Consider the following 26,228-nt stretch of genomic DNA (forward strand, 5'->3'; position numbering starts at 1 on the left):
TTTATTCCTGCTGAGAAGTTGGCTCATACGCCGTGTCATTTGGCCCCAGACGCTCGACAACTTCGAGATCAAAACCGGAAAGCGCTGAGAATTTCCACGGTGAGCTGAGTAGCCGCATTTTACCTACTCCTAAATGGCGTAGGATTTGCGAGCCAGTACCAATCGTTAAGTAGTTACCTGAACCATCTGAATCGCTGGTGCGTGGTTGACGCACGCGATCCAGAAAAATATCGAGTTGATCTTTCAAGTCTTGGTGAGGGCGACCATCGTCAATCAGCACAAAGACCCCTGCAGGCGAATTAGCAATCTCTTCCAGCGCACGATGAGCATCCCAACGGCACTGTTCGCCTTTCATTAACCCTACAATATCACGCAGCGTATCCGCTAAGTGAACACGCACCGTCGTCGCCTGCTCTGGCGTCGGCTGCCCCTTAACTAACGCCAAATGATGAGCACCTTGTATACGGTCGCGGAACACATGCAGTGCCAGCTCCCCATGGGCCGTCATTACATTCGTGGTTTCAACCGCATCAACCGTTTGTTCATTAACGATACGGTAGTGAATCAAATCGGCAATCGTGCCAATTTTAATACCATGCTTTTTAGCGAATACTTCAAGCTCAGGGCGGCGCGCCATACTGCCATCATCATTCATGATTTCACAGATGACGCCGCTGGGATCACAACCTGCTAAAGAGGCCAAATCACAGGCTGCTTCAGTGTGACCAGCACGACGCAGAACGCCACCTGGTTCGGCCATCAGCGGAAAAATATGCCCTGGCTGTACGATATCCGTCGGTTTGGCATTCGCCGCCACTGCCGCTTGAACAGTACGCGCACGATCAGCTGCTGAGATGCCGGTGGTCACACCCTCGGTCGCCTCAATGGAGAGCGTAAACTTAGTGCCAAACCCAGAGCCATTATCACGCACCATCAGCGGTAGGTTTAGCTGCTCGCAACGCTCGCGAGTCATGGGCATGCAAATAAGCCCACAGGCATAACGCGCCATGAAGTTGATATGCTCGGCCTGAACTTTTTCGGCCGCCATGATGATATCACCTTCGTTTTCGCGATCCTCATCATCCATGAGAATCACCATTTTTCCCTGGCGGATGTCTTCCACCAGCTCAGCGATAGGGGACAAACCCTCTGAAGAGGAATGCGCCATGGAATCTCCAAAAATAAGTGGTCGCAACACATGCGATTTCGCGCGTCAGGGTACCTTGCTCTGGCCCGGCGCGCTAGTCAGTGCACGGTTTAGCGATGATGCGCCAGTCACTCCCCACGGCTCGAATTTCTTGAATAGTTAAGCGTTTTTGGTCGGCCATACGGGTCATTCCGGGCAACGCAAATAGTGGTCGAGCCTCACCTCCCAAAAGCGTGGGGGCGACAAATAACTGCAGTTCATCCACCGCATTCGCATCTAATAGTGCGCCAGCCAGCGTAGCGCCGGTTTCCACGAGCAGCTCGTTTACCAGCTCATGCTCAGCCAACCAATTCAGCATATCCCCGAGGTCGATTCGGCCTTCTTGAGCCGCGGGCAATACCTTAATGTCAGCACCTGCAGCTTCCAGCTTTTGGCGTTTTTCTTCACTGTGGTGTTCAGTGGTAATAATCAATGTGCGGCCGGGTTCACGAAGACAAGCTGCCGCTAACGGTAACCGCAGACGCGAATCCAAGATAATGCGTAGTGGCTGCCGCTGACTTACCGTATCTGCGTTATCGAGTCCCAGCTGTTCCGCACGCACTGTTAGCCGTGAATCATCCATAATGACGGACTCAACGCCGCTCAAAATAGCGCTTGAACGCGCTCTCAGACGCTGCACTTGTCTACGAGCTTCTGGGCCAGTAATCCATTGTGACTCTCCAGAGCCCATGGCGGTGCGCCCATCTAGGCTCATGGCCATTTTTAAGCGTACAAAGGGGCGTTTGTGCTGCATACGGGAAATAAAGCCAGGATTTAGCGCACAGGCATCTTGTTCCAACAGCCCAACATCTACCTGAATCCCCGCTTCCCGGAGCCGATTGATACCGCGTCCACTAACGCAAGGGTTAGGGTCAACCATTGCGACGACCACGCGGGCAACGTTGGCATCCGCTAACGCAACGGCACAAGGTCCTGTGCGCCCTGTATGGGAACAAGGTTCCAGCGTGACATAAGCCGTTGCGCCTTCCGCCTTTGCGCCAGCGGCGTTAAGCGCGTGAATTTCTGCATGAGGCTCGCCAGCACAGAGGTGAAAGCCCTCGCCAACCACCTGCCCTTCTGCGTGCTGATCGTAACGGACAATAACACAGCCTACCCGAGGGTTAGGATCTGTTGTATACAGTCCTTTCGCCGCCAACTGCAGAGCACGCGCCATGAATTGATGATCAGCGCTGGTATAGCCCTTATCCGTCAACTCTTTCATTGACTCTTTCATCAACCTTCTCCGCGATGGGGGTCGCTGGGGGCTGATGCAGGATGATCACCAGGATCTTGAGAAAGACGGTCTATCTCAGCGCGAAATTCGTCTAAATCCTGAAACTTACGATATACCGATGCAAAGCGGATATAAGCCACCTGATCCAGGTTACTTAACGCTTTCATGACGGCTTCACCGATATCCCGCGCATTCACTTCGCGATCGCCACGGGCGCGCAGTGACTGGCGAATACGCTCAACGGCAGCTTCTATAGCCTCCGCACTTACTGGGCGTTTTTCCAACGCACGAAGCATGCCTGCCCGAAGCTTGCTCTCATTAAACGTCTCGCGGGAGCCATCCGATTTTACAACTCTCGGCATGATGAGTTCAGCAGTTTCATACGTGGTGAAACGTTCATGACAGCTAGCACATTGGCGACGACGGCGCACCTGGTCACCGTCGGCTACCAGCCGCGAGTCGGTCACTCGAGTATCATTAGCACCACAAAAAGGGCAATGCATGGCAGTCAACCTGTTGTCAGTACGTGCAGCGTGTCAGCCTGTGCGGATAACGGCACATATAAGCATATTGTGAACTATTATTAGCAGCGGAGTAGCCACGCGCTACAACGACATGCAGTTTAAGGGCGCTTGCAAGCAAAAATAGTCGCTTCTTTAAACGCGGCGTTAACCTAGCATTGTAACGATTTGGCACACAAGCTGCAGCGTTTGTCGTAGGTTGTTTAAGAGGACACCCCTATGACCCCATTTGAGCAGACAGTCCACCATTTCCTTTCGCACCTCTACGGCCCCCGCGCCAGCGAGGTACAGCGCCGTCTTGGACAACATATTGAACACTTTCACCGTGCGTCGCGCGCGCCAGCCAAAACAGAAAATATTGCGGCTAAAGACGATAATGCACCAACGTGGAGCGAAAAAGATCAATGGGTCATTAGCTACGGTGATTCCATTGTGGCAGAGGAAACGCCTCCTCTTGCTGTGCTGAATGAGTTTCTTCAACGCTATTTGGGGGAGCGTATTAGCGGCGTGCATGTACTGCCTTTTTTTCCTTGGAGCAGCGATGACGGCTTTTCAGTCATTCATTACCGCGAGGTTAATCCAGAGCTAGGTGATTGGCAGCACATCCGTGAGCTAGCAAGCCACTATGACGTGATGGGCGATTTAGTGCTAAACCACGTTTCTCGCGAGTCTCTGTGGTTTGTGGATTATTTAACCGGGAGTTTGCCAGGTCGTGATTACTTTATAGAAGTAGACCCAGAAACCGATGTTTCTGACGTGGTTCGACCACGTAGTAGTCCATTGCTAGTGCCCATTTCCACGCGCCGGGGCACTCGCCATGTATGGGCAACCTTCTCAGAAGATCAGATCGATTTAAACTTTGAAAATCCTGACGTATTGCTCGAGTTTATTGGCATCTTGTTGTTTTACCTCCAACAGGGCGTGCGTATCATTCGCTTGGATGCAGTGGCATTTTTATGGAAGCGCCTGGGAACGCCATGCATACACCTTCCCGAAACCCATACGGTTGTCCGTTTACTGCGCGCCATTGTGGATGAAATAGCGCCGGGCACGCTGATAATTACCGAGACCAATGTCCCTCACGCAGAAAACATCAGTTACTTTGGCCTGGAACGGTTAGCCAAGGGGGCGCCAGACGAAGCCCATATGGTCTATCAGTTCGCCCTCCCCCCCCTGTTATTGCATACGCTCACCCGTGGTGAAGCCATTACCCTTCAAACATGGCTTTCCAGCCTGCCAATACTGCCCAGACACTGCACCTATTTAAACTTCACTGCGAGCCATGATGGTATTGGCGTGCGCCCTTTAGAAGGGTTGCTACCCGACCATGAGCGAGATGCGCTGCTAGAATTGATGCATCGCTTTGGTGGCTTTGTCAGCATGCGGAGCAATCCCGATGGCAGTGACTCGCCCTATGAAATTAATATTACTTGGTTTGAGGCTATGCGCGGTACGCGCAGAGGGCCAGATCCCTGGCAAATTGCCCGCTTCCTTTGCAGCCAAGCTATTATGCTGACGCTCCAGGGCATTCCTGCCCTCTATATTCATACATTGACCGGCACGCTTAATGACGTCGAAGGGGTGGAGCGCAGCGGCAGATTGCGCTCAATTAATCGACGCCGCTGGCAGCGTGATGAGCTAACACTGTTACTTGAAAGCCCCTCAACGCCCACCCACGATGTGTTTCATGCCCTTAGCCGCTTGCTGGAACTTCGGCGTGCAGAGCCCTGCTTCCACCCCAACGCCCCACAGCGCGTACTGCCTACGCCACCTGACGTGCTAGCCATTGAGCGAGGCCCCCTAAGCGACGGCCGCCGCCTGCTTGCCCTGTTTAATGTCACAGACACGCTGCTGCCATTAGACAAGGTGGGAGAAGCACTTGAGCAGGTACTAAACCAACATGCTTGGCGTGCTTTAGATCTGCAAAACGTTCTGGAGGAAATCGCGCTCCCGCCTTATGCGATAAGGTGGATGGTGGCAGACACGTGAAAGATGCATTGCGGCATAATGTCTCAGTCATTGGGCAATATAATCGTCAAATAATCGACTGCTGAGATACTGCAGCATTCAACATTGACTGAGATAATAGTTAATTATGCTGCAACAAAGCATCGCAATTGGCCCTTTGGGCTTCAGCCTCCATCAGATGGTTTTAATAGTGACATTTTTGATAGCGCTTCTGGTGGGGGCGTTACTAGGGCGGCGACACAGCGTAGCGGTCAGTGATACGCTTATAACGATATTTTTTATTGCCCTCCTCGCTGCACGGGTAGTGTTTGTCGTGCGTTACTGGGAAGCGTATGACGGTATTATTTCCCGATTAGATATTCGTGACGGTGGCTTTGATTTAGCGGCCGGTCTTATTGCTGGACTTGGTTACGCGAGCTGGGTTCTATGGCGCTCTTCTCGCCAACGCTGGCCCTTAAGCGGTGCTTTACTTGCGGGATTTCTCACATGGGGAATGTTAGTTGGTAGCACTCTGTTAATTGAACAACAATCGCGCCCACTACCACACACTGCTTTATTAGATCGGAACGGCCACTCTGCTAACCTTCCACAACTTGCCACGCAAACGCAGCAGCCTCTTGTTGTTAATCTTTGGGCGAGCTGGTGCCCCCCTTGTATTCGTGAAATGCCTGTTTTTGAGGAAGCTCAAAATACCGAGCAGGACATCACATTTGTGTTTGTTAATCAGGGTGAAAGCGCCCAGCACATTGAGACGTTTATGAATCACCATGACCTCTCACTTGATAATGTGTGGCTTGACCAAAGCAATGCATTAGGGAGCGCAACGGGTGCTCACGCCATGCCCACTACCCTTTTTTATAACGCAGAAGGAAAACTCGTGAACACGCATTTTGGCGAACTTTCCCGAGCAACTCTTCAACAAGGCTTGGAACGTTTACGTTGAGACTGCCTCCTACCTTTGTTCCTAATATCAACGACTTACACTTACAGTGCGCATCTTTCACACACAAGGACTTACTAATGAAATACCTTTCCCTGTCTCGTTTAAGCACTTTGTTACTAGTAACGAGCATTGGCAACATCTCGACAGGCTATGCCGAAGAGCTGCCTGCACCCGTTCAAGCGCTAGCCAACCAGGGACTAACGATTCACGGTCAGTTTGAGGCACCAGGGGGCATGCGTGGTTACGGTGCTAGCGTCCAGGGTCAGGATATGGCGATTTATTTAACCCCTGATGGCGAACATGCCATTGTCGGTACGCTGATGGATGACCAGGGCAACGACCTTACCGAAGCGCAGCTAGATGAACACGTTCGAGTCCCCTTGGAAGCGCAAACCTGGGAACTACTGGAAGAGAGCCACTGGATTCAAGATGGCGATGAAAACGCGCCGCGGGTTATCTATACCTTCACCGATGCTAACTGCCCTTACTGTCGACAGCTGTGGCAACAAAGCCGCCCTTGGGTAGAGGCTGGAGAGGTGCAGCTGCGCCATATTATGGTGGGTATCTTGGCACCGAACAGTCCCGCCCTTGCGGCCACCCTGCTAGGGGCAGATGATCCCTCTGCCGCGCTACATGATCACAGCAACGGCGAGTCGCTTTCAGCAAGCGCCCAACCTAGAGATATTGAAGAACAGGTATATACCAACAATCAGCTTTTTGAGGAGCTAGGCCTTTACGCTACGCCCACCAGCGCCTTCCAGCGCAAAACGGACAGTGGCAATTTACGTATCGACCGAATTCAGGGCTTACCGAGCGATGAGCGCTTAATTGAAATGATGGGCAGTGAATCGCCTTAGTGCAGGCAATGTAGCTAGGCTCTAAAGCTCCCGGCCAAAAACCTCATATCAATAATTAGCCCGTGGTGTCATACCACCGCGGGCTAATATTTTCTCCTGATCCGATGCTTTGGTCGCTGCTCGCCAAACAGATTACTCGCCTGACAGGTTCTCAAAACGGGGCATCCCCACATTCCAAGGTTCGATGTCGCCTTTTTCGCCAAAGTTAGCATGGTCGCCAAGCACATGGCCGTCATGCTCGCGGGTTTGCCCATAAAGCGAACGCTTATGAAAAGTAGGGCCGAAACGCTCTAGTGTCTCAGCAACATCACCCGTGTAACGGGGGTCTTGCGGTCGCTCTTGGCTACTCATGTAATAGGCAATGTCCCAGGCATCCTGGTCACTTAACGAGCGCGGCTGACCTAGCGGCATATTGTTGTAAATAAACCCTGCGGCGGTATCGACTCTCACAATGCCTGCGCCCCAGTTATTAGAGCCATCTCCCCAGGGAGCGGGGAACACATACTCACCGTTTTCATAGTGTCCAGCGCCGTCGTCTTGATGACAAATGGCGCAATTTTCTTGGTACGCTGCTTCACCACGAGCGTAATCAGGGGCTTCATCTGGCTCATCTGGCGCAGGAAAACCGCGGCCATAAATAGGCTGACTGGGGTACATTGGCGCACCAGTAGCCAGCCATTGGTGATAAGCGCTCAGTGCGAGCATCTCATCACTGCCATAGTCAGGCGGCGTTCCATTCATCGAGTAAGCAAAACAGCCAGCAATGCGCTCTTCAAGATTGTTAACGTGCTGATTTTTACCCCTGAAGTCAGGAAGCGTGACCGCTGCTGCCCAGACCGGTGCACTAAACGGCTGACGCCCTTCGCCTAAGTGGCAGCTTGAGCAGTTCATGTCGTTGAAAACGTTTTCACCCCTTAGCTGCTGCGTGTTGGTAAATAGATCATAGCCATACCGAATGACTTTTTTTAGCTCTGGATGGATGTCGGCGTCTTCCAGGTCTGCCATGGTCGGCGGAACATGAACTAGCTCGCCCTCTTGAGGAGCAGGGAAGCCAAGTTCCACTAACCCCTGATAGGGCGTTTCGTTTGAGGGGTCGGCATCGTTGGCAGCGAAAGCGCTGACGGCTAGACCCGTCGCTAATGAACAGCCTGTTAGCGCTAACACGAGACGTTTTTTATGAAAAATCATTGTGCTGCCTCCCCTTCTTCATTGCCGATTTGGGCGCTAACATCCTGGCTGGCATACCATGCGGACACCGCCTGGATATCCTCATCGCTCATACGTTTGGCAATGGCCCCCATCAGATGCTGGGGATCATTATTGCGCTCATCATTTTGCCAAGCATGCAATTGGTTGCTTATATAACCTGCGTGCTGGCTTGCAATACCGGGAAACGCTTCGCCAACGCCATTGCCACCAGGGCCATGACAGCTCTTACATGACACAATGTAAGCGTCCCAATCTCCGCGCTCAGCCAACTGTTCGCCACGGGCTAATAGCGCCTCGTCCACATCATCGCTACCTTGCCCAGGAGTGACAGGCATTTCGCTGTAATAGGCAGCAACGTCAACTATTTGCTGATCATCAAGCATATTAGCAAAGGGCATCATGGTGGCGTTTTGGCGACGACCCTCTTTAAAATCGTGTAGCTGCTTAACGATGTAATCGGCATTAAGCCCAGCCAAACGCGGCCAAGATTCGCCTCCCGGTATATTCATCCCGCTACCGTTTGCTTGATGACATGCAGTACAGGTTGCCGCGGCGGCCTGGCCACGCTCGGCATCGCCTGTTTCGGCAAAGGCCGTGCTTGCGACAGTGCTGGCCCCTACAAGACCGGCTCCCATCAACAAGCTGAACTTGCTCCATTGTTTTTTATTCATATATCCCCCTGACTGCTTCGTTATTTACTTACCTGCCCGTTATTTACTAGTCGTTACCCATTGACTGCGATGACGCAGCGAGCGCTATCGAATAGCCTCAGGTCTTTCTCGTTGCTCATCCTCTACCGTGGGAATGGTTAAGTGGGCGCTAAACCCGCCGGTCTGGACATTCTCAAAACTTACCCAACCCCCAAAACGCTCAGCAATTGCCGCCACAATCGCCAAGCCCAAACCGCTACCTTGCTGCTTGCTCACACGCCAGAAGCGCTGAGTTAACTGTTTTAGGGTAGCGTCATCGACACCACCACCCTGGTCATGCACAGTGAACGTTACGTGATGCTGATCAGGGGTATACTGCACGCTTAGCGCGACAGGCAGCTCACTTGCCCCATGGTGTAGTGCGTTATCCAGTAAATTACGTAGTGCGGTTATTGCTAGCTCTCTGGGCATAGCAACGCACACATGGGGTAATTGAGAGGGAAGCTGGCACTGCCCTGCGTTTGCCATACTGTCCGCGATCGCAACGTCAACAATCTCACCTACCTGGCTTGGCTCGCCGTCATCAAAGCGCATGCGCCCTTCAACTCTTGCTAACGTCAGTAACTGATCTAGCGTATGCGCCAGACGTACCACCCCCGCCTCTGCGTATCTGAGTGCTTCTTTCGCCGTTTCGCCGTCGGATCGCTGCGCTACTTGAAGATGGGTTTTAATCGCAGTTAAAGGAGTGCGTAGCTCATGAGCGGCATCGTTGGTGAAACGCTGCTCACGGACAATGGTTTGCTGAATTCTTACGAGTAACCCATTGAGCGTCTCAATCAACGGTTTAATCTCTTTCGGCACACCATAAGTAGACACAGGTGCCAGCGCTTCTGGATGACGACTGGCAAGCGACGCGCGAAGCCTTGTTAGCGGTGCCAAACCACGCCAAACAACCACCCAGAGCGCAATCAAACTTCCCGTCAATGCCACCACAAACGGCACGACAGCGACGCGAAACACATCGCTAAGCAACATGTCTCGCTCATCCATCCGGTCGGCGGTAGTTATGACCAGATCGCCACGTTCATAGGTGAACACACGCCAGGTAGTATCACCCTCCTGCCGATAAGCATGGCCACGCTCACCCGGGGCCAGTATGGTTTCCATGTTGGCATGTGTCCGGGCAATGATATCGCCACGCGGAGAGTGCACCTGACAAGCCAACCCCTCGATGGGTGGGATAGATAAAGCGCGCGCTTGGCTCTGTTCCCAGACATCTTCAGGCAGTTGAAGCACGAGCCCGGCGACCATGCGCGCCGACTGAGCAAGGCGCTGATCCAGTGTTTCTACGAATTTTTTTTCTAAATCATTAAGCAACCAAGCCGCAGCAACACCCCATAGCAATGCCAGCGTTACCCCCAGGGTGAGCAATAGGCGGGCTCGTAAACTCATTGTTGCCCCTTATAAGGCGTGCCTGGAATATGGACAGCCTCAGGCTTGCCTAACCGATAGCCCAACCCGCGAACCGTCTCAATGATGCCACTGCCTAATTTTCGGCGTAGGTGGTGGATATGTACGTTCAGTGCATTGCTCTCTACATCGTCACTCAAACCATAGAGGCTATCTTTTAGCTGGTCGGCAGAAAGCACGCTGCGCGGCGAGTGCAGAAAAGCCTCTAAAAGCACCAGTTCTCGGCGCGATAGCATTACCAACTGGCCAGAAACTTTCACTTCACGCGCATTGGGATCCAGTGTTAACGCCCCATGTATCGTCATACCCTGGCTACGGCCTGATACTCGCCGAAGCAGCGCATGAAGGCGGGCCACCAACTCATCAAGATCGAAGGGTTTCACCAGATAGTCGTCTGCTCCGCACTGCAGGCCGTCAACACGGTCTCGTACTGCATCACGCGCTGTTAGCATTAACACCGGGGTAGCGTTGCCTTGGTCACGCCACGATTGCAGCAGTTGCAAGCCGTCACCATCGGGAAGACCGCGATCAAGTATCACAACGTCACTTGCCACTGACTGCATGATCTGTCCCGCGGCTTGAATCGTGGACACATGATCGACAACAAAGTCGTACATCATTAAACCGGAACGTATTCCTGATGCGACAAGTGGATCATCTTCGATGAGCAATACGTGCATGACGGTTTTCCTTTTATTACTACTAGCATGGCAAACGCACATTAACCCAACATTAAGCTAGCGGGCTGTGCCATAAACTCGTTTACCAAAGCTCATTTACAAAAACGCCCTTGCCTAAAGAGACAAGGGCGATAGCAGTTGTTTATACATTAACGCTACTGGCTAATACGTTTTGCGACAAACCAGCCTGCCACCATCGCGGCCAACAACGCCAATAACGGCAATAACGGCAATGAGAGCCCACCAATTGAGGCGATGGCAGGGCCAGGACAGTAGCCAGAAAGACCCCACCCAATGCCAAATAGCGCAGCGCCACCCAGCAGTTTGCCGTCTAGCGTTTGCTTAGCTGGAAGCTGAAAATTAGGGCTAAACAGCGGCTCACCACGGGCAAACACCAATCGGTAGCCCACAAACGTTGTGCCTACCGCACTGCCCAATACAAACATCAGCGTTGGATCCCAAGCACCAGCCACATCAAGGAAGCCAAGTACACGGGCAGGATCCGTCATACCCGAGATAGCTAACCCAAGCCCGAATAGCAAACCAGCGATATAACCAGCAGCGGTTTTTACTGTTGCACTATTCATATCAGCACTATTCATATCAGCACTATTCATATCAGCACTATTCATATCATGCGCCTCATACACCACCTCCAATCATATGACGCATCACATAGACCGTGGCGACCGCTGTGAGTAGAAACACCCCTGTGGCGGCCATAGAACGGGGGGATAAGCGTGCTAAACCACAAACGCCATGGCCGCTGGTACAGCCGCTGCCAAGCCCAGTACCTAACCCGACTAGCAGACCGGCTATCAACATCAGCGGCACACCGCCAGCTGGCGCACCGATCACCGCACCAGGAGCATCCGCAACGTTGCCCAACCCGCCTCCCATTGCCATGACCAGTAACGGGCCACTCACCAGCCCGAACAAAAAGGCTAAGCGCCACGCGCTGTCGCCTTTAGGTCGCTGGGTTATTAAGTTTCCAATAATGCCGCTAATACCAGCAATGCGCCCCAAGGCTCCCATCAACCACACAGCGGATAAGCCTATAAACACACCACCAACGAGCCCTTGCAGGCTTGCCATCCAGTCCACAGGTGTCTCCTTGATATGTTAATGCCTGTTTTTGCAGGTTGAGATGCCCAGCAGAGGATACAACGGGCAAAAGTTAAACAGCCCAGTGGCAAGTGGCACGACGCCAATCCATCCCCATGCGCCGATGGTGCCGGTAAGCGCCAGTATGATCAGAATAAGACCAACAACGATTCGTGCCACTTTGTCGATACCGCCGACGTTTGCTTTCATTTCCTGCTCCTCAATAATCAACATCTGTCAAAAACGGTTGATAGGGACTTTCAGATACACAACACCATTGTCGTCGGCAGGCGGCATTTCGCCCGCGCGCATGTTGACCTGTACGGAGGGAATAATGAGCTTAGGCATGCCTAGCGTGGCATCGCGCTCCGTGCGCATTTTCACGAATTCATCTTCTGAAATGCCCTCATGTACATGAACGTTTGCCTCACGCTGCTCTGCAACACTGGTTTCATGCTGATAAACGTCTCGGCCTGGCGCTTTATAGTCATGGCATAAAAACAGTCGCGTTTGCGTTGGCAATGCCAACACCTTTTGGATAGAGCGGTACAGCGTACGTGCATCGCCACCGGGGAAATCACAGCGTGCGGTGCCATAATCTGGCATAAACAGTGTGTCGCCAACAAAGGCCGCATCGCCTATCACATAAGTAAGGCAGGCGGGCGTATGGCCTGGTGTATGAAGCACGCGCCCTTGAAGACTGCCAATGGTGAACGTATCACCTTCGTTAAACAGAGCATCAAATTGGCTACCGTCCCGGGCAAACTCGGTGCCTGCGTTGAATGCTTTACCAAAAATTTCCTGTACGTCGACAATGTGTGCGCCAATCCCGGTTTTTCCACCTAGCGTTTGGTGTAAATAAGGCGCAGCAGAGAGGTGATCAGCATGCACATGAGTTTCTAAAATCCATTCCACTTCAAGACGATTATCGCGAATGAATTCAATGATCTCGTCCGCAGAACGTACATCCGTATGCCCCGCGGCATAATCAAAATCCAGTACCGAATCTAGAATAGCGCAGGCATTACTACCTGGGTCCTGCACCACATAGCTAAAGGTGTTAGTGGGCTCATCAAAGAAGTGAGTAACAATCGGGTGTTGCATTCTGTGCCTCCCGCTAATGGCAAGTAATGATGTTGCTATGCAACCATCATAGACCATAAAATGTTATATGTTTATACTTTTTTGGAATTTAAAACGGTTTCTTGAGCATGATCAATATTGCTCGTCGGCTAATAGCCGCGAAACAAAAAAGCACCTCGCTACCAGCGAGGTGCTTTGATGAAAATAACATGGTCGATTAAGCGAAATTCACCCGCTGCTATCTGCTTAACCCGCTTCTATCTACTTGAAGCCTTGTATACTTTGAAACCTGATACGCTTAAAGATTTATAGAAACAAACAGGCATAGAGCGTTAAACCTTACCTTGGTTATCAAGTTCTACCGCTTCATGCATACGGGCTAGCACATCAGGCATCGCCGCTTGTACACGGTTCCAACTGGGAATAAAGGGACGTTCACGAGGGTTATCTAAAAACAGATTGCCAGCTTCTAGTAAATTGCTGGCAAATAGCTCAACTGCCTGTTCTTCACAGTGGCGATCTAAGCTTAGTCCATTCATCGTCGCGTCGTGATCATAGGCTTCAATGAGGTCTAAGGCTAAACGGTAGTAGGTTGCTTTGAGCGTCCGGAAATCTTCGCTGCTAAAGCTAACCCCTTGGGTAGCCAGCTTACGATAAAGCGCTTTTGCGATATCCAAACTCATTCGGTTCAAACCACTAGTAGCATCCTCTTCACTAACGGGCTGATGCTTATGGTCATAGGCGTCGGCAATATCTACCTGACATAGCTGACGGTGGGAGTAATTGCGCTGCAACTCGGACAGCACGCCGATTTCCAACCCCCAATCAGCGGGAATTCGAATGCCCTCTAGCACATCACTGCGCATGGCAAATTCACCAGATAAGGGGTAACGGAAGCTGTCTAGATAATCCAAATAAGGTAACGGACCACAGACGGTTTTTAAAGCACGTAACAGCGGCGTCACCATTAACCTAGAAACGCGGCCATTGAGCTTTCCTTCGGCGATACGCGGGTAATACCCTTTACAAAAACTGTAATTAAAACGGGGATTCGCGACGGGGTACATGAGGCGTGCTAGAAGGCCACGGTCGTAGGTAAGAATATCGCAATCGTGAAGACCAACGGTGGTGGAGCGACCTGAACTAAGCACATAGCCAGCGCAATACCATACGTTTCTTCCTTTTCCTGGCTCTAAAGCCCCTAAACCATGACTTTCTAATTCTTGGTCGATGGCACGTAAACGCGGACCGTCATTCCATAGAATTCGAGTGTGCTGGGGCAAGCGTGAAAAGAATTCCCGTGCATATAAAAATTGATCGCGGTCTGCTCTGTCCAAACCAACGACAATTTCATTGAGGTAAGGCACTTTCACCAGCTCATCAACAATCGCCGACAGCGCAGGCCCTTCCAGTTCAGAAAAAAGCGAGGGTAAAATTAGTCCCATTGGGCGACGTTTGGCAAACTGGCAAAGCTCTTGTTCAAGGGCTTCAACTGGCCGGCGCGTTAAGTTGTGAAAATCGGTTATCACACCATTTTGATGGAAATCACTCATACGCTAGCCTCCCGTGGCTTGTAATCTGATGCAGCGGCGTCATTCACTGGCGCCATTTCTAGACGCCCGTCATCTCGCCCCCACCAGTGGGCTACCCCCTCAGCCCAGCCAGTCGGCCCAGTTGCATTTGTTCGATATAACGCGCTGTTGTGCGGCTCAACGTTAAGAGCGTGGCAACCTCGAATCACCACAGCTTGATCGACAGTTTCCAGCATCGTGATATCGTTTGGGCCATCGCCCAAGCCCAATGAAAGTGGCGGACTGCCTCGTAATGCAGTAAATCGTTTAATTAGCCACTCTACGGCACCCCCTTTATCAGACAAGCGCCCAATCACATGCCAAAAGCGGCCCCCTTGCGTGAGTTCAAGGCCATCGCCTTCAAGCGCAATGCGGAACGTTTCAAGTGCGGCTGCATTATCTTCCCAAATAAGTGGCTCACTCCCCTCCCGCTGCCGCGCTGCTTTCGCACGGGTTTCATCAAGCCCAGTTAACGCCATTACCTGTTGAAGACTTAAGTCGCCCATTCGAGTAAACCGAACCCCCAGACGCTTACGCCAAACGTTTAGTCGCGCTTTAATGAAACCACTATCAACACCGGTATGTTTAATAACGACGCCATCTCGGCCATTACCAGGGCGATCTAGACGCGCATGACACCATCCTGGGGGCAGTCCGATAACGGCACCGTTTTCGGCAATAAAGGGGGTCGCCGTTAGCCCAAGGGCTTCTCGTAGAGGAATGAGTTCTGCGCGAGTTTTACTGGTGACCGGAATGACCGGAACCCCTAGCTGTTTAAGGCGAGCAAGCCAGGGCTTGGCAGGTGAGAAATCATAACTGTGGTGATCTAGTAATGAACCATCTAAGTCGGTGACTACCAAACGCGGCTGAAGCGCTGGATCCAAGTCGCTTGGTGACTGAGCATCACTGGGCAACGCAGTACGCTTGTGTTCGGTCATAGCACCACCTTTTTGCAATCTTAAAAGTCGTTACACACGTCCACTTTTAGATAAGCAACCAAGCAGTTTGTATGCCAATACAATTTTATCTTTAATAATCAGAAGATTGGCTCATAAAAATCTGCCTTCTTCGTATAAGCACCAAAACAACGCAATCTTTCCGCACCAAAATAGCGCGCAAATAAATAGAAAAAAATTCGACAAGCCCTTGGCAAAAGCTCGCAAATAGCTATACTCGAATTGTACCCACTGGCAACCTTGTACACCCCTCACCTGATGCCAGTGGGCTGCAGTGAGCCAAGCCCTTTCATACCCGCCTCCCCCGGCGGGTTTTTTTTGACTTATCCCTTAGTCCACATGAATAACCACCTCAACGCGACGATTTCGCGCTCGCCCTTCGACAGTATCGTTATCTTCTAGCGGCTGAGTTGCGGCTAGTCCAACGGCTCGCAAACGCTCCGGAGCAACCCCTGCGGCTTCAAGTGCCTCAACGATCGCAATCGCACGCGCACTTGAAAGCGCCCAGTTGGACGAAAATTCTGGGGTATTGATAGATTGGCTATCGGAGTGTCCCTCTACCCACACTTCCCCCTCGAAGCGCTGGATGGTATCCATCAATGACCCTACTAACGATGAGCCACCTTCTGTCAACTGAGCATCGGCAGAGGGAAATAGCAACCGATCTTGTACACGCAGGCTGATACCTTCAGCGACTCGCGAAACTTCAACGCCTTCCAGGTTAGGGAGGTACGTCGAAGCCTCCACACGCTCAGACAATCTCTCATCAAGTGCTAATGCGCTATTAATCGCCACGTCAGACACTTTTTGTACATTGATAGGTGGACGGTCGGTGAGTAGTACCATGTAATCCGCCAACGGCGAAACAGACTGACGCTCATCGGTGGGCAGTAGTAACTGCGGAAGCCTACTATTGGCAGTCAATGGCTCCTTATCTCTCGATACTTCTTCAATTCGCGCCAATAAAGGAGGCACCTCCACAACAGCAGTGCGAGCGTTAGGCAACCCTGCCACTCCCAACGCAGCGCTAATCGCAAACGGGCTGAGCGTATCACTGCTAGGTGATACGCCGAGTACCGTGCGTTGCTGACGGGCTTCAGCAAGCGCATCCGGCAGGGGTATTTCTCTAGCAGGTGACGACTCATAGCCGTACTCATCGGCTGTTTTTTGCTGAAACAACGATGGGCTTGTCACATTAGCCGCAGCAATAATAATAACGAACAGGGCTACCAGTAGCGTCATAATGTCAATATAGCTAATCATCCAACCGCTATTACTTTCATCTTCTGGATAAGCGGTTAACAATGAATCATGACGCGGACCAGCGCGGTGGTCTTCAAGCATGGGTGTTTTCACTCATTCAAGTTTTTAACCTCGTGGCCGATCTAGGGTAAGCATGGCAAACTAGTCTATCAAAAGCCGTTTCGTAGCGAGAAGGAACAATCAGGTGCGCACCCGACCTATGTCATCAAGAGCTCATTCATTAAGAACTGAGCCATCATCGACCCAATCGTCCATTGGCCGACTATTTCGCCCTGTCGGTGTTGGACTAGTGGGCCTGATGCTAAGCGGCTGCTTTTATGCCAACACGTCTCAGGCTCCCATTGCGACCACCTATCCTTATAGTGAGCAGCAGCGCATGCAAGCGGCTCAGCACTGGGAAGTGCTAGCCCAACACGAAGCGGCTGGCATTCTTCGCAGTGAACGGGTTCGCTTTAGGGATCTCCATATCCCAGCACAAGAGCATACGTCAGTTAGCGCCTACTACGGTGGCGAGTTTGAGCGTGGCTTTCGTACGCTATTAACAAGCGAACTGGTGTCGCGAGGAGGAAGCGTGATGACGCAACCCAACACTGGCGGTGCCACCGTTCAAGTGGACGTGGAAGTTGTTGAGCATCGTGATCGCGGCTATATACGCCCACCGTTTGGTGCATACACCGCCCTTGCCGGTGGCGTGACCGTGGCTAGCATGGCACTAGGAAACTGGAGCGAGCCTGCGCTTGCATTAATCCCCGCTGCGATGGTGGCAGATACGACCAGCGGCAGTTGGACATATGAGGGCAAAGAGGAGGTTATCATCACTACCCAGATCGTTGATAATGACCGTATTCTCTACTCCTCCTCTAATATCTATTACATAAATGCTGGTGACCGACGTCACTATGCGCCACATCGTGTTCCTCAAGCGCCTGCAACCCCAACTGTTTCTATCACCGATACTTGGTAATTACATGCTTTCACTCTCCTACTCTCTGGCTCCACTGCGCAGCTTAGCAGTTGGTGCACGTCTGCTTATCGTTGCGTTGTTGATGCTGTTTTTGGCTGGCTGCACTGCACTTGGCAATAACAATAGCATGCGAAATGCCGAGCCTCAGCCAGACCTTTCCGAACTAGCCCATGAAGCCGCCGCACAAATGGTGGCCAGCAATCCAGATCTTACACGCCATAGCCCAATGATTGCGGCTACCTTTGTAAGTATTGATAACTTAAGCCAGTCGTCTACGTTTGGCCGTATTAGCTCTGAAATTATGGCCTCCGCGCTCGCAAGGCAAGGCATGCAGGTACGCGAAGTCAAAATGCGTGACAGCATGTTTATTGAAGAAACCGTTGGCGAATTAATTTTATCCCGCCAAGTCCAACGTCTTAGCGCTCAGCACAACGCACGCTCCATACTGATGGGTACTTATGCACAAGGCCAGGACTATCTCTATGTGAGTGCACGGGTAGTTCGCGCTGGTGATGCGATGGTGCTTGGCAGCGCTGACTTTAAGCTGCCGCTGGATAATAACACCCGAAGCTTATTGGAAGGCCAAGGCGGCTGGTAATCGATTCACCTCTTGCCGCGACACGAATGAAAAGGATGAACATGCCCACCCGCACAAGCAAACCACTTATCGTGGCCACTAGTCGCTTGATAAAGCTATGCGCAAACATTACCAAGCTGCTTAGCTATATTTTTCATGCCGTGCTGCCGAACAAGCGCTTCACGCTGCCAGCCTATGCCGCGCCTTGGCTGACACCTAAAAATGATTCGACTATTCCGCGTATTATTTGGCAGACCAACTTCACTAATAGAGTGACCCTTCCGGTTTACCTGAACTACTTGTTTAATCGTCTCATGGCTCCTCGTTTCGAATATCGTTTCATGATTACCGAGGCGCGGAGTGACTTCATTAAAGAAAATTTCGACGACACCCTATTCACCAGCTATTCAAAGTTACAAATTGGTGCGGCACAGGCTGATTTTTGGCGCCTCATGGTGCTTTACAAATACGGCGGTGTTTACCTCGATATTGACGCACATGCCATCTGGCCGCTTTCCCGCGTTGTTCCTGCCGACATTGACGAACTCTATGTCACGACACGCAAGGGTGAGCTGAGCAATTACTTTATCGCCAGCAAACCAGGCAACCCCAACCTACGCAGACTGATTGATCAAGTGCAGCAAAACATTGAAGAGAACACGCTCACCAATGTGTTTGAGCTCACAGGTCCTGGCGTATTTATTCAGCTATTAGATCAACACACCGTACCCACGGTGTCGTACCGCCACGCCTGCAATCAAGGTAATTTCACGAACGAGCACTTCCAGTACATTGATAAAAAAGCGGGCAAATGGACCAGAGAGCAGAAAAAAATCAGTATCATTCGCCAAGAAGAGCCTTGAACTTCAGATCGACTTGATACCAATAAAAAAGCGCTAACCTATATGGTTAGCGCTTTTTTTATCGCTTCTTGCTTTATCTAGATTTGCCATGCCATGCCACTACTGTTCGGCCTGGCAAATCGAGCACATGTTACTTGTAAACAGGGAAGCGGCCACATACTTGGGCCACTTTATCCAGCACTTGGGCTTCGATTGAACGGGTGTCCTCACCTTTAGCAAGTACATCTAAGATGTCACAAATCCAACCGGCAAGTTGACTGCACTCATCTTCACCGAAACCACGGGTAGTAACGGCAGGCGTACCAATACGCAAACCAGAGGTCACGAATGGGCTTTGCGGATCGTTAGGCACCGCGTTTTTGTTCACAGTGATGTGAGCGCGGCCCAGGGCAGCGTCTGCATCTTTACCGGTCACGCCCTGCTTGATCAAAGACAGCAGGAACAGGTGATCTTCGGTACCGCCAGACACGATATCGTAACCGCGATCGATAAATACCTTGGCCATCGCCTGGGCGTTTTTAACCACCTGCTGCTGGTAAGCTTTGAATTCAGGGGCCATGGCTTCTTTGAAGCAGATCGCCTTGGCGGCGATAACGTGCATCAACGGGCCGCCCTGACCACCAGGGAAAACAGCTGACTGCAGCTTTTTCTCGATATCCGCATCGTTTTCAGCGGAGAGAATAACGCCGCTGCGTGGGCCACGCAGGGTTTTGTGCGTGGTGGATGTCACTACATGAGCATGGGGCAGCGGGCTCGGGTAAACGCCTGCAGCAACCAAGCCAGATACGTGCGCCATATCAACCAGCAAGTAGGCACCGACTTCATCAGCGACCTCACGGAACTTAGCCCAATCGACAATTTGCGAGTAAGCGGAGAAGCCAGCAATGATCATTTTGGGCTTGTGCTCGCGAGCAAGCTCAGCCACCTGATCATAATCAATGAAGCCCTGCTCGTTCAGCCCATACTGAATAGCATTATAGTGCTTGCCAGAGAAGTTAGGCTTGGCACCATGGGTTAAGTGACCACCGGCATCCAGGCTCATCCCCAAGATGGTGTCGCCCGGCTTTACCAGCGCTTGAAAAACCGCACTGTTGGCCTGTGAACCTGAGTGAGGCTGAACATTCACGTAGGTCGCGCCGAACAGCTGCTTGGCATAGTCGATCGCAAGATTTTCAGCGATATCAACAAATTCGCAGCCGCCATAGTAGCGCTTACCTGGATAGCCTTCGGCGTATTTATTGGTCAGCTGGCTGCCTTGCGCTTCCAATACGCGGGGGCTGGCGTAGTTTTCAGAAGCAATCAATTCAATGTGAGCTTCCTGGCGTGCAACTTCTTTTTGCATCGCGTCAAAAAGCACATCATCGAATCCGGCAATTGTCATATCGCGGCTGAACATCGGCGGGAACCTCGTTACGAAAGGATCATCATGGAGAAACTAGGGCGCTATCATAACGCAGCCTGACGCGACTTTCATCGCATCCGCGTCAGGTCGTGCATGAGCGTATTTCATGTTGCACCTGCCATCAAAAAACTGACTAACTGGTCAACCATGCTACTTTAGCTCAAAGGTGAACGTAAACCGCTCGGTGTGTACCATTGGATTCATCATGAATTGGTTAAAAGTAAACGGATTGGGCAAAGCGACATTGACCGTTAATGCTTGGGAATGGCCAGCCATAATGTCGACCATCCCGGTCATTAATTTGGTTATTTGCGAGCCTAACAAGGGCTCAAGCTGACGAGCCTGCCCCAATGCCATGGAGATTGCTTGTGCTTCGGTAATGTTCTCGTTCGCAGCAATCTCAGTGGTTAATCGCGGCAGCAAACCTTCATCGGTATAAGCCACAACGACCTCACCACCATGCAACGTGGCTGATTCAAACAACTCGGGATTTTGCATTACCCGCTCAATGGAAACGCTTTTTGGCAAACTGATCGGCAAATCAAGGCTGTATTCAATTCCCGCGGCATCACTCAAACGCACGTATCCCTCAGAGATTAACCGGTCGATTTCCCCCTCGTCATCCCATCGGGAGTGGCTGCGCCCTTCAGCCCGAAACTGACCACTTCCCCCTGTAAGTATTTTGTTGAAGGTTTCGAACTCTTGTCGTTGATCGAGTGGCAGTAAAGGCAGCAGCCCCCCAATATCAAAAAATGCGCCTTCGAAGCCTGCATCACCTACATAGGAATTGCCTTCTACCCAGGCGCTATCCAGCACTACGCTCCACCCCTCTCCGGATAGGTTTACGCCATTCAACTCAGCGTGTTCAACACTCTCTTCCCCAGGCGTGTCGATCCCGGTTAATTGCTCAATTCGCAAATTAGCGAGCGAAAGAACCGAACTAATTCCACTTTCCAAGTCATTAAAATCGGCACTGACGCCCTGTATATCGAACAAGCCAATGGCGCTACTGCTGGCCTCTTCAATCGTGAGCGTTTCAATGCGCAACCGCCCCTCAAGCAGAGGAGAGTCTAGCTCACTAAAAAACTCCTCCGCCGCCTCACCTTGGAGGTGCAGCGTGATGTCACGAGCATTCATCGCCTTCCATACAAAGTCAGGCGCGCTCATTTCCTCAATGGACGGCACGGCTTGCACTGCGTTAGGCAGTTCAATGGAGGCGACACTGAAAAAAGGCAGTGAGCTGCCAGCCTCGCTAACGGCCATACCATCAATAACTACGTTATCAGGACGATGATAGTCGCCTTCAACGAGATAGCGTTCGATAGTAAACACGTCGCCATTGGCATAAGTGATAGCAATGTCTTCAGCAATAACAGCCTCAGACTGTTCATACACTTGAGCAACCGTGAATGCGCTCGCTTCATTGCCAAGCCGCTCGCGAAGCTCCGCTTCAAGTTGCTGAGGCGACGCATTCACCACACCGGAAAGTAGCAGCAACGAAACCCCAGCCGTAAGCTGGCGATGACCTAAAGACACGGGCATGTCATGACCTCCTTGTGAGAAGCGCTAAGCATAGCACTTGGCAACGTGCTGTTAAGCTTCTCCAAGCAACCCCAAGCTAGCCGCAGGTGCTTGGCGCCGCAGGCTGTAAGAAAGGGCATGTCCGATAATACCAATCAACAACGCGCCCCCTAAGGGTAAAACAATCCATAACCCCACATGCAGGCGCGGTGTCAAATCAAGCCAATAGAGATAAAGTGCAGCGGTGGCAAACTCTGCAAGGAAGGCCCCCATTAAACCACTGGCGAAACCAAGCAGTGCGTACTCAGCCCCTTGTACCCGAGAAATCATTCGGTTTCCCGCACCGAATACACGCAGCAAGCCACTCTCATGGGCGCGTACCGGCCGACTAGCTGTCAGTGCTGCATAAAGCACACTAACTCCTGCCATCAGGACCAGAATAAGCACTAGCTCTACCGCTCGGGTGACTTGGGTAAGCACCTCGCGCACTTGGCCTAAAATGGCATCTACATTAAGCAGTGATACGCCTGGAAAATCATTGACTAATTGTCGGATTAAACTCTGCTCTTCTTCTGGCAAGTGAAACGCCGTGATAAAGCTATGACCGAACGATTCGAGCACGCCAGGTGGAAAAATGACAAAGAAATTTGGGTTAAAGCTATCCCAGTTAAGGCTGCGCAAGCTCTCAATACGGGTGGTGATGGTATCACCGCCTACAGAGAACGTTAGCTCGTCCCCTAACCCAAGGCCAAGACGCTCTGCTAGTCCATCTTCCACAGAGATGGGCACAACGTTAGAGGCTTCCTGAGGCGTGGCCTCCACCTCACTCAACCATCCCTGTGGCTCACTCGATTGTGAAAACCACTCTCCAGCGACGACCTGATTACCATCGGGCAACGCTGATTGCCAGGTAAGGTTCAGCTCACGGCGCAGTGAGTTATCGCCTCTGGCATCGGGTGGAACGGCTTCTATTGGTGGCTGACCATTAATAGCACTGATTCTTCCACGCACCATCGGATATAGGGTGCTTTGGGTCTCCACCCGTGGAGCAACTGCATCTTCGAAGGCATCTCGCTCACTGGGCTGAATATTGATAGCAAAGTAGTTAGGGGTATTCTCTGGCAACTGATCTTGCCAGGTGGACAATAAATCACCTCGCACCAGTACGATCATCGCCATCGCAAAAAACGTGACCGAAAACGCCAGCAGTTGCCCAAGTCCAGCCTGCTTTCGGCGGGCCAACTGCCTGCCTCCCAGCCGAAACGCTTGGCCCCATTCACTTCCACCGGAAAGCCGCTGAACAGCATTCAACAGACCGTTTAGCAACAGCGTGCTAGCCATCCATAAAAGCCCTAACAGGGCCGCGCCACCGATGAGTAGCGCCAGTGCAAGCGAAAAACTACCTGAGTAAAGCCACAACAGGCCACCAAACACTAGACTCGCCACTCCCACGACTAACCAAGCAGACGGCGGTAGTGGGTCAAACTCACGACGTAACACTTTCAGCGCACTGACACGTTTAATACGTAACAGTGTGGGGCCAGCAAAACCAACCAGTACCGCAAGTGCAGTAAAAATGCCCAGCCAGAGCGGCATAATGCCGGGAGGCGGCAGTGTCATAGGTAAAAAACTTGTTAAAAGCCACAACAACACAGCTTGACCAATAAGCCCCAACAACGCGCCAATAATCGCAGCGATTAGTGCGAGCCCCATTAATTGCAGGGTAAAAATAGTCACCAGCTGATATTGACTAGCGCCGAAGCAGCGCAGCAACGCCGCGGTGTCCAGATGACGTTCAACGTAACGGCGAGTCGACATAGCCACCGCTACGCCCGCTAACAATACGGCGGCTAATCCGGCAAGCCCCAAATAACTCTCAGCGCGTTGAAGCGCGTTGCCTAACTGAGGACGGTCAACACGTACATCACGTACGTCTACCCCATTACGCCTTAGTTCGGCCAGCAAGCCCTGCACTTGCTCCAGTGCTGCGGGAGGCCCAGCAGCAAGCAATTCAAACTCAAGTCGTGATCCCAACTGCACTAACCCTGTAGCCTCCAAGTCGGCAGTGTTGAGCATTAAACGCGGGTTAAAATTACCAAAACCGCCAGACTGATCCGCCTCGCGCTCGATAATCCCACTAATTAGCAGTTCCGTTTGACCTACCTGAACACGGTCGCCTATCGCAATGTCAATCAGTTGCGCTAACCGAGGGTCTGCCCAAGCCTCCCCAGCTGGTGGACCTGATGCAACTTGCTCAACCCCGTCCCCACGATCCACATGGGAAACACCATAGTGAGGATACACCTCATCCACCGCTTTCAAGCTAGCTGGCTGGAAGCGCTCGCCACGGCTAATCATCGACACCAAATCAACCTGATCACTTAGCGTAAACCCCGCTTGCTCTAGCGTCGTGCGTAGCTCCTCAGAGAATGGCTCGCGTTGTTCAAGAACTAAGTCGCCTCCCAGCATTTGTCCTGCTTGGCGCTCTAACCCACGCTCTAGCCGGTCTAAAAAAAAGGCGATCATAGTAGAGGCGGCAACGGCCAACACCAGCGCGACAAACAGTGCGCGAACATCAGCGGCACGTAGGTCACGTTTCAAACTACGTGCCGCAAGCCGCCAGTTTATATCACTCATCGCCACCCCCGCTGACAGCAGCCGTTGGTTCGAACGGCATTAACTGCCCGTTAGCCAGACGTAAGCAACGGTCGCAACGGCGCGCAAGTGCGTGGTCATGCGTTACTAAAATAAGTGTGGTGCCTGCTTCACGGTTCAGTGTAAAAAGCAGGTCAATAATCTGTGCGCCCGTATCGGGATCAAGGTTGCCCGTTGGCTCGTCGGCAAAGACTAGTTCAGGGTCGGTAACGAACGCACGTGCTATAGCTACGCGCTGCTGCTCGCCTCCCGAAAGCTGTTTAGGCAGATGCTCTGTGCGTTCACCCAGCCCGACTCGCTCAAGCCATTGAGCCGCTGCCTGAGTTTCTCCCGCTCTGGGAGACAGCTCCAACGGCAGTAGCACATTTTCTAATGCGCTTAACGTCGGTAGTAACTGAAAGTTTTGAAATACAAAACCGACTCTTCCGGCACGCAACGCTGCACGCCCATCTTCATCCATCTGGCTCAGCGGCTGGCCAAAAAGTGTAAGTTCGCCGTCACTGGGTGTATCCAACCCAGCCAATAACCCTAGTAGTGTCGACTTACCAGCACCGCTTTTACCTAGAATGGCAACACTTTCTCCCGCTGCCACGCTCAGCGAAAGGTCGTGTAAGATAGTTAGCGAACGCTCTCCACTTTTCACCTGTTTAGATAGTTTCTCAGCATGCAGGACTGGCTGGTGAGCTTGCTTGTGAGGAACATTGCTAGCGGTGATGGTGTCGGTGGTGGGCTGATGCGAAGAGGCCGCATCAGTTGGCAAATTAGCGGCTGGGTCCAAGTTAGCTTTTGGATCCAAATTGGCTTGTGGATCAGAGGAGTAAGACATGAAGCATGGCATCCCTATAGCGAGGCAAAGACTAAACCGCATGGTAACCGGAGGGTTGCTGGCACTGATAGTCATCTTTAGCGCACCAGCACTCAGCGCCGACCAACGCCCAACACTTTTAGTCATGGGCGATAGTCTTAGTGCCGCCTATGGTATAGAGCAAGAAATGGGTTGGGTAACGTTATTGGCTGAGCGGCTAGACGGTGAAGCCCAGGTTATCAATGCCAGTATCAGCGGTGAAACGACATCCGGCGGTGCACAACGATTAGCTAACATTATCGGACAACGACAGCCTGATATCGTTCTGTTAGAGCTTGGCGGCAATGATGGATTACGTGGCCTCCCGCCTGCTCAAATGCGTTCTAATCTCGCTGGCATGATTGAACAAAGCCAACAGGCAGGTGCTGATGTACTGCTTCTCGGCATTGATATTCCGCCCAACTATGGCCAAGCCTACCGTGATGCCTTTACCGGTGTTTTCCATTCGTTAGCTGATGAGTATGACGTACCTCTCGTGCCGTTTTTGTTGGAAGATGTAGCGCTTAATGAGCAACTGATGCAAGACGACGGCATTCACCCCACTGCAGAAGCCCAACCAATTATTTTAGACAACGTTTGGCCAGCACTTGAACCCCTGCTCGATAGCGTGTTTCAAGCATCCACCGAATGAAATTACGACAGCTCTTTTTGCTCGTTTAGTACTAGTACTTTTTAATAAGGAGATG

Annotated in this window: 25 protein-coding genes; 7 read left to right on the forward strand and 18 right to left on the reverse strand. The window is 51.8% G+C overall.

What is annotated here, in order from left to right; all coding sequences use genetic code 11:
- Position 1 precedes the first annotated feature (1 nt).
- The 3 genes from ribBA to nrdR all read right to left on the reverse strand — a co-directional run bounded on the left by ribBA (position 2) and on the right by nrdR (position 2,923).
- The gene (gene ribBA, locus B6A39_RS12680) at positions 2-1,168 is read right to left on the reverse strand and encodes a bifunctional 3,4-dihydroxy-2-butanone-4-phosphate synthase/GTP cyclohydrolase II (RefSeq protein ID WP_083006260.1); all 1,167 of its coding nucleotides are present in this window, start codon (positions 1,166-1,168) and stop codon (positions 2-4) included.
- 73 nt (positions 1,169-1,241) lie between these two features.
- A complete protein-coding gene (ribD, locus tag B6A39_RS12685; RefSeq protein ID WP_232318705.1) occupies positions 1,242-2,420 on the reverse strand; it encodes a bifunctional diaminohydroxyphosphoribosylaminopyrimidine deaminase/5-amino-6-(5-phosphoribosylamino)uracil reductase RibD in 1,179 nt (392 codons plus the stop codon).
- The gene (nrdR, locus tag B6A39_RS12690) at positions 2,420-2,923 is read right to left on the reverse strand and encodes a transcriptional regulator NrdR (protein WP_083006262.1); all 504 of its coding nucleotides are present in this window, start codon (positions 2,921-2,923) and stop codon (positions 2,420-2,422) included. The genes ribD and nrdR overlap by 1 nt, the downstream gene beginning before the upstream one ends.
- A gap of 237 nt (positions 2,924-3,160) precedes the next feature.
- Between nrdR and B6A39_RS12695 the strand changes: the two genes are divergently transcribed.
- The 3 genes from B6A39_RS12695 (at position 3,161) to dsbG (ending at position 6,709) form a co-directional block, all read left to right on the forward strand.
- A complete protein-coding gene (locus tag B6A39_RS12695; RefSeq protein ID WP_083006264.1) occupies positions 3,161-4,930 on the forward strand; it encodes a sugar phosphorylase in 1,770 nt (589 codons plus the stop codon).
- A gap of 106 nt (positions 4,931-5,036) precedes the next feature.
- Positions 5,037-5,852: a TlpA family protein disulfide reductase gene (locus tag B6A39_RS12700; protein ID WP_083006266.1), complete on the forward strand. Its 816-nt coding sequence runs from the start codon at positions 5,037-5,039 to the stop codon at positions 5,850-5,852.
- A 77-nt stretch (positions 5,853-5,929) separates the two neighbouring features.
- On the forward strand, positions 5,930-6,709 hold the full coding sequence (dsbG, locus tag B6A39_RS12705) for a thiol:disulfide interchange protein DsbG (RefSeq protein ID WP_083006268.1): 780 nt from the start codon (positions 5,930-5,932) through the stop codon (positions 6,707-6,709).
- Between the two features lie 132 nt (positions 6,710-6,841).
- Here dsbG and B6A39_RS12710 read toward each other — a convergent pair whose 3' ends face one another.
- The 11 genes from B6A39_RS12710 to B6A39_RS12760 form a co-directional block, all read right to left on the reverse strand.
- A complete protein-coding gene (locus B6A39_RS12710) occupies positions 6,842-7,897 on the reverse strand; it encodes a c-type cytochrome (protein WP_083006270.1) in 1,056 nt (351 codons plus the stop codon).
- Positions 7,894-8,589, reverse strand: coding sequence for a c-type cytochrome (locus B6A39_RS12715; protein ID WP_083006272.1), 696 nt, complete (start codon positions 8,587-8,589; stop codon positions 7,894-7,896). The genes B6A39_RS12710 and B6A39_RS12715 overlap by 4 nt, the downstream gene beginning before the upstream one ends.
- Positions 8,590-8,673: 84 nt before the next feature.
- Positions 8,674-10,020: an ATP-binding protein gene (locus B6A39_RS12720; RefSeq protein ID WP_083006274.1), complete on the reverse strand. Its 1,347-nt coding sequence runs from the start codon at positions 10,018-10,020 to the stop codon at positions 8,674-8,676.
- Entirely contained in the window at positions 10,017-10,718 is a 702-nt protein-coding gene (locus B6A39_RS12725; protein ID WP_083006276.1) for a response regulator, read from the reverse strand. The genes B6A39_RS12720 and B6A39_RS12725 overlap by 4 nt, the downstream gene beginning before the upstream one ends.
- 155 nt (positions 10,719-10,873) lie before the next feature.
- On the reverse strand, positions 10,874-11,305 hold the full coding sequence (locus tag B6A39_RS12730) for a DUF6691 family protein (protein ID WP_083007908.1): 432 nt from the start codon (positions 11,303-11,305) through the stop codon (positions 10,874-10,876).
- Between the two features lie 55 nt (positions 11,306-11,360).
- Positions 11,361-11,822 carry a YeeE/YedE family protein gene (locus B6A39_RS12735; RefSeq protein WP_083006278.1) on the reverse strand — a complete coding sequence of 154 codons (462 nt, stop codon included), beginning with the start codon at positions 11,820-11,822 and terminating at the stop codon, positions 11,361-11,363.
- A gap of 18 nt (positions 11,823-11,840) precedes the next feature.
- Positions 11,841-12,032, reverse strand: a complete 192-nt coding sequence (locus tag B6A39_RS12740) for a YgaP family membrane protein (RefSeq protein WP_083006280.1) — start codon at positions 12,030-12,032, stop codon at positions 11,841-11,843.
- A gap of 27 nt (positions 12,033-12,059) precedes the next feature.
- On the reverse strand, positions 12,060-12,926 hold the full coding sequence (locus tag B6A39_RS12745; RefSeq protein ID WP_083006282.1) for an MBL fold metallo-hydrolase: 867 nt from the start codon (positions 12,924-12,926) through the stop codon (positions 12,060-12,062).
- A gap of 311 nt (positions 12,927-13,237) precedes the next feature.
- The gene (locus B6A39_RS12750) at positions 13,238-14,458 is read right to left on the reverse strand and encodes a glycosyl transferase (RefSeq protein WP_038486105.1); all 1,221 of its coding nucleotides are present in this window, start codon (positions 14,456-14,458) and stop codon (positions 13,238-13,240) included.
- The gene (locus B6A39_RS12755; RefSeq protein WP_083006284.1) at positions 14,455-15,414 is read right to left on the reverse strand and encodes an HAD-IIB family hydrolase; all 960 of its coding nucleotides are present in this window, start codon (positions 15,412-15,414) and stop codon (positions 14,455-14,457) included. The genes B6A39_RS12750 and B6A39_RS12755 overlap by 4 nt, the downstream gene beginning before the upstream one ends.
- A gap of 348 nt (positions 15,415-15,762) precedes the next feature.
- Entirely contained in the window at positions 15,763-16,776 is a 1,014-nt protein-coding gene (locus tag B6A39_RS12760) for an OmpA family protein (protein ID WP_083006286.1), read from the reverse strand.
- Between the two features lie 217 nt (positions 16,777-16,993).
- On the opposite strand from B6A39_RS12760, the gene B6A39_RS12765 reads away from it, so the two are divergent.
- Genes B6A39_RS12765 through B6A39_RS12775 form a run of 3 tightly spaced genes read left to right on the forward strand, consistent with a single transcriptional unit; the run spans position 16,994 to position 19,099 of the window.
- A complete protein-coding gene (locus B6A39_RS12765) occupies positions 16,994-17,659 on the forward strand; it encodes a hypothetical protein (protein WP_156886260.1) in 666 nt (221 codons plus the stop codon).
- A 4-nt stretch (positions 17,660-17,663) separates the two neighbouring features.
- Positions 17,664-18,257, forward strand: a complete 594-nt coding sequence (locus B6A39_RS12770; RefSeq protein WP_083006288.1) for a FlgO family outer membrane protein — start codon at positions 17,664-17,666, stop codon at positions 18,255-18,257.
- A gap of 41 nt (positions 18,258-18,298) precedes the next feature.
- A complete protein-coding gene (locus B6A39_RS12775) occupies positions 18,299-19,099 on the forward strand; it encodes a glycosyltransferase family 32 protein (RefSeq protein WP_083006290.1) in 801 nt (266 codons plus the stop codon).
- Between the two features lie 130 nt (positions 19,100-19,229).
- Here the strand turns inward: B6A39_RS12775 and glyA are convergent, their stop codons facing one another.
- The 4 genes from glyA to B6A39_RS12795 all read right to left on the reverse strand — a co-directional run bounded on the left by glyA (position 19,230) and on the right by B6A39_RS12795 (position 25,503).
- The gene (glyA, locus tag B6A39_RS12780) at positions 19,230-20,495 is read right to left on the reverse strand and encodes a serine hydroxymethyltransferase (protein ID WP_083006292.1); all 1,266 of its coding nucleotides are present in this window, start codon (positions 20,493-20,495) and stop codon (positions 19,230-19,232) included.
- Positions 20,496-20,651: 156 nt separating this feature from the next.
- Entirely contained in the window at positions 20,652-22,043 is a 1,392-nt protein-coding gene (locus B6A39_RS12785) for a hypothetical protein (protein ID WP_083006294.1), read from the reverse strand.
- Positions 22,044-22,094: 51 nt separating this feature from the next.
- The gene (locus tag B6A39_RS12790) at positions 22,095-24,659 is read right to left on the reverse strand and encodes an ABC transporter permease (RefSeq protein WP_083006296.1); all 2,565 of its coding nucleotides are present in this window, start codon (positions 24,657-24,659) and stop codon (positions 22,095-22,097) included.
- Positions 24,652-25,503, reverse strand: a complete 852-nt coding sequence (locus B6A39_RS12795) for an ABC transporter ATP-binding protein (protein WP_156886229.1) — start codon at positions 25,501-25,503, stop codon at positions 24,652-24,654. Before B6A39_RS12795 ends, B6A39_RS12790 begins: the two co-directional genes overlap by 8 nt.
- Here B6A39_RS12795 and B6A39_RS12800 point away from each other — a divergent pair.
- The gene (locus B6A39_RS12800; protein WP_083006298.1) at positions 25,502-26,173 is read left to right on the forward strand and encodes an arylesterase; all 672 of its coding nucleotides are present in this window, start codon (positions 25,502-25,504) and stop codon (positions 26,171-26,173) included. The two genes, B6A39_RS12795 and B6A39_RS12800, sit on opposite strands and share 2 nt — an antisense overlap.
- Positions 26,174-26,228: the final 55 nt, after the last annotated feature.

The sequence above is a fragment of the Halomonas sp. GT genome (assembly GCF_002082565.1).
Lineage (GTDB): Bacteria > Pseudomonadota > Gammaproteobacteria > Pseudomonadales > Halomonadaceae > Vreelandella.

What these genes read in the sequence shown, in the direction of transcription:
- ribBA (WP_083006260.1), bottom strand. Translation starts at nt 1,168, where the DNA reads ATGGCGCATTCCTCTTCAGAGGGTTTGTCCCCTATCGCTGAGCTGGTG.
- ribD (WP_232318705.1), bottom strand. Translation starts at nt 2,420, where the DNA reads ATGAAAGAGTCAATGAAAGAGTTGACGGATAAGGGCTATACCAGCGCT.
- nrdR (WP_083006262.1), bottom strand. Translation starts at nt 2,923, where the DNA reads ATGCATTGCCCTTTTTGTGGTGCTAATGATACTCGAGTGACCGACTCG.
- B6A39_RS12695 (WP_083006264.1), top strand. Translation starts at nt 3,161, where the DNA reads ATGACCCCATTTGAGCAGACAGTCCACCATTTCCTTTCGCACCTCTAC.
- B6A39_RS12700 (WP_083006266.1), top strand. Translation starts at nt 5,037, where the DNA reads ATGCTGCAACAAAGCATCGCAATTGGCCCTTTGGGCTTCAGCCTCCAT.
- dsbG (WP_083006268.1), top strand. Translation starts at nt 5,930, where the DNA reads ATGAAATACCTTTCCCTGTCTCGTTTAAGCACTTTGTTACTAGTAACG.
- B6A39_RS12710 (WP_083006270.1), bottom strand. Translation starts at nt 7,897, where the DNA reads ATGATTTTTCATAAAAAACGTCTCGTGTTAGCGCTAACAGGCTGTTCA.
- B6A39_RS12715 (WP_083006272.1), bottom strand. Translation starts at nt 8,589, where the DNA reads ATGAATAAAAAACAATGGAGCAAGTTCAGCTTGTTGATGGGAGCCGGT.
- B6A39_RS12720 (WP_083006274.1), bottom strand. Translation starts at nt 10,020, where the DNA reads ATGAGTTTACGAGCCCGCCTATTGCTCACCCTGGGGGTAACGCTGGCA.
- B6A39_RS12725 (WP_083006276.1), bottom strand. Translation starts at nt 10,718, where the DNA reads ATGCACGTATTGCTCATCGAAGATGATCCACTTGTCGCATCAGGAATA.
- B6A39_RS12730 (WP_083007908.1), bottom strand. Translation starts at nt 11,305, where the DNA reads ATGAATAGTGCAACAGTAAAAACCGCTGCTGGTTATATCGCTGGTTTG.
- B6A39_RS12740 (WP_083006280.1), bottom strand. Translation starts at nt 12,032, where the DNA reads ATGAAAGCAAACGTCGGCGGTATCGACAAAGTGGCACGAATCGTTGTT.
- B6A39_RS12745 (WP_083006282.1), bottom strand. Translation starts at nt 12,926, where the DNA reads ATGCAACACCCGATTGTTACTCACTTCTTTGATGAGCCCACTAACACC.
- B6A39_RS12750 (WP_038486105.1), bottom strand. Translation starts at nt 14,458, where the DNA reads ATGAGTGATTTCCATCAAAATGGTGTGATAACCGATTTTCACAACTTA.
- B6A39_RS12755 (WP_083006284.1), bottom strand. Translation starts at nt 15,414, where the DNA reads ATGACCGAACACAAGCGTACTGCGTTGCCCAGTGATGCTCAGTCACCA.
- B6A39_RS12760 (WP_083006286.1), bottom strand. Translation starts at nt 16,776, where the DNA reads ATGCTTGAAGACCACCGCGCTGGTCCGCGTCATGATTCATTGTTAACC.
- B6A39_RS12765 (WP_156886260.1), top strand. Translation starts at nt 16,994, where the DNA reads ATGCTAAGCGGCTGCTTTTATGCCAACACGTCTCAGGCTCCCATTGCG.
- B6A39_RS12770 (WP_083006288.1), top strand. Translation starts at nt 17,664, where the DNA reads ATGCTTTCACTCTCCTACTCTCTGGCTCCACTGCGCAGCTTAGCAGTT.
- B6A39_RS12775 (WP_083006290.1), top strand. Translation starts at nt 18,299, where the DNA reads ATGCCCACCCGCACAAGCAAACCACTTATCGTGGCCACTAGTCGCTTG.
- glyA (WP_083006292.1), bottom strand. Translation starts at nt 20,495, where the DNA reads ATGTTCAGCCGCGATATGACAATTGCCGGATTCGATGATGTGCTTTTT.
- B6A39_RS12785 (WP_083006294.1), bottom strand. Translation starts at nt 22,043, where the DNA reads ATGCCCGTGTCTTTAGGTCATCGCCAGCTTACGGCTGGGGTTTCGTTG.
- B6A39_RS12790 (WP_083006296.1), bottom strand. Translation starts at nt 24,659, where the DNA reads ATGAGTGATATAAACTGGCGGCTTGCGGCACGTAGTTTGAAACGTGAC.
- B6A39_RS12800 (WP_083006298.1), top strand. Translation starts at nt 25,502, where the DNA reads ATGAAGCATGGCATCCCTATAGCGAGGCAAAGACTAAACCGCATGGTA.
- B6A39_RS12795 (WP_156886229.1), bottom strand. Translation starts at nt 25,503, where the DNA reads ATGTCTTACTCCTCTGATCCACAAGCCAATTTGGATCCAAAAGCTAAC.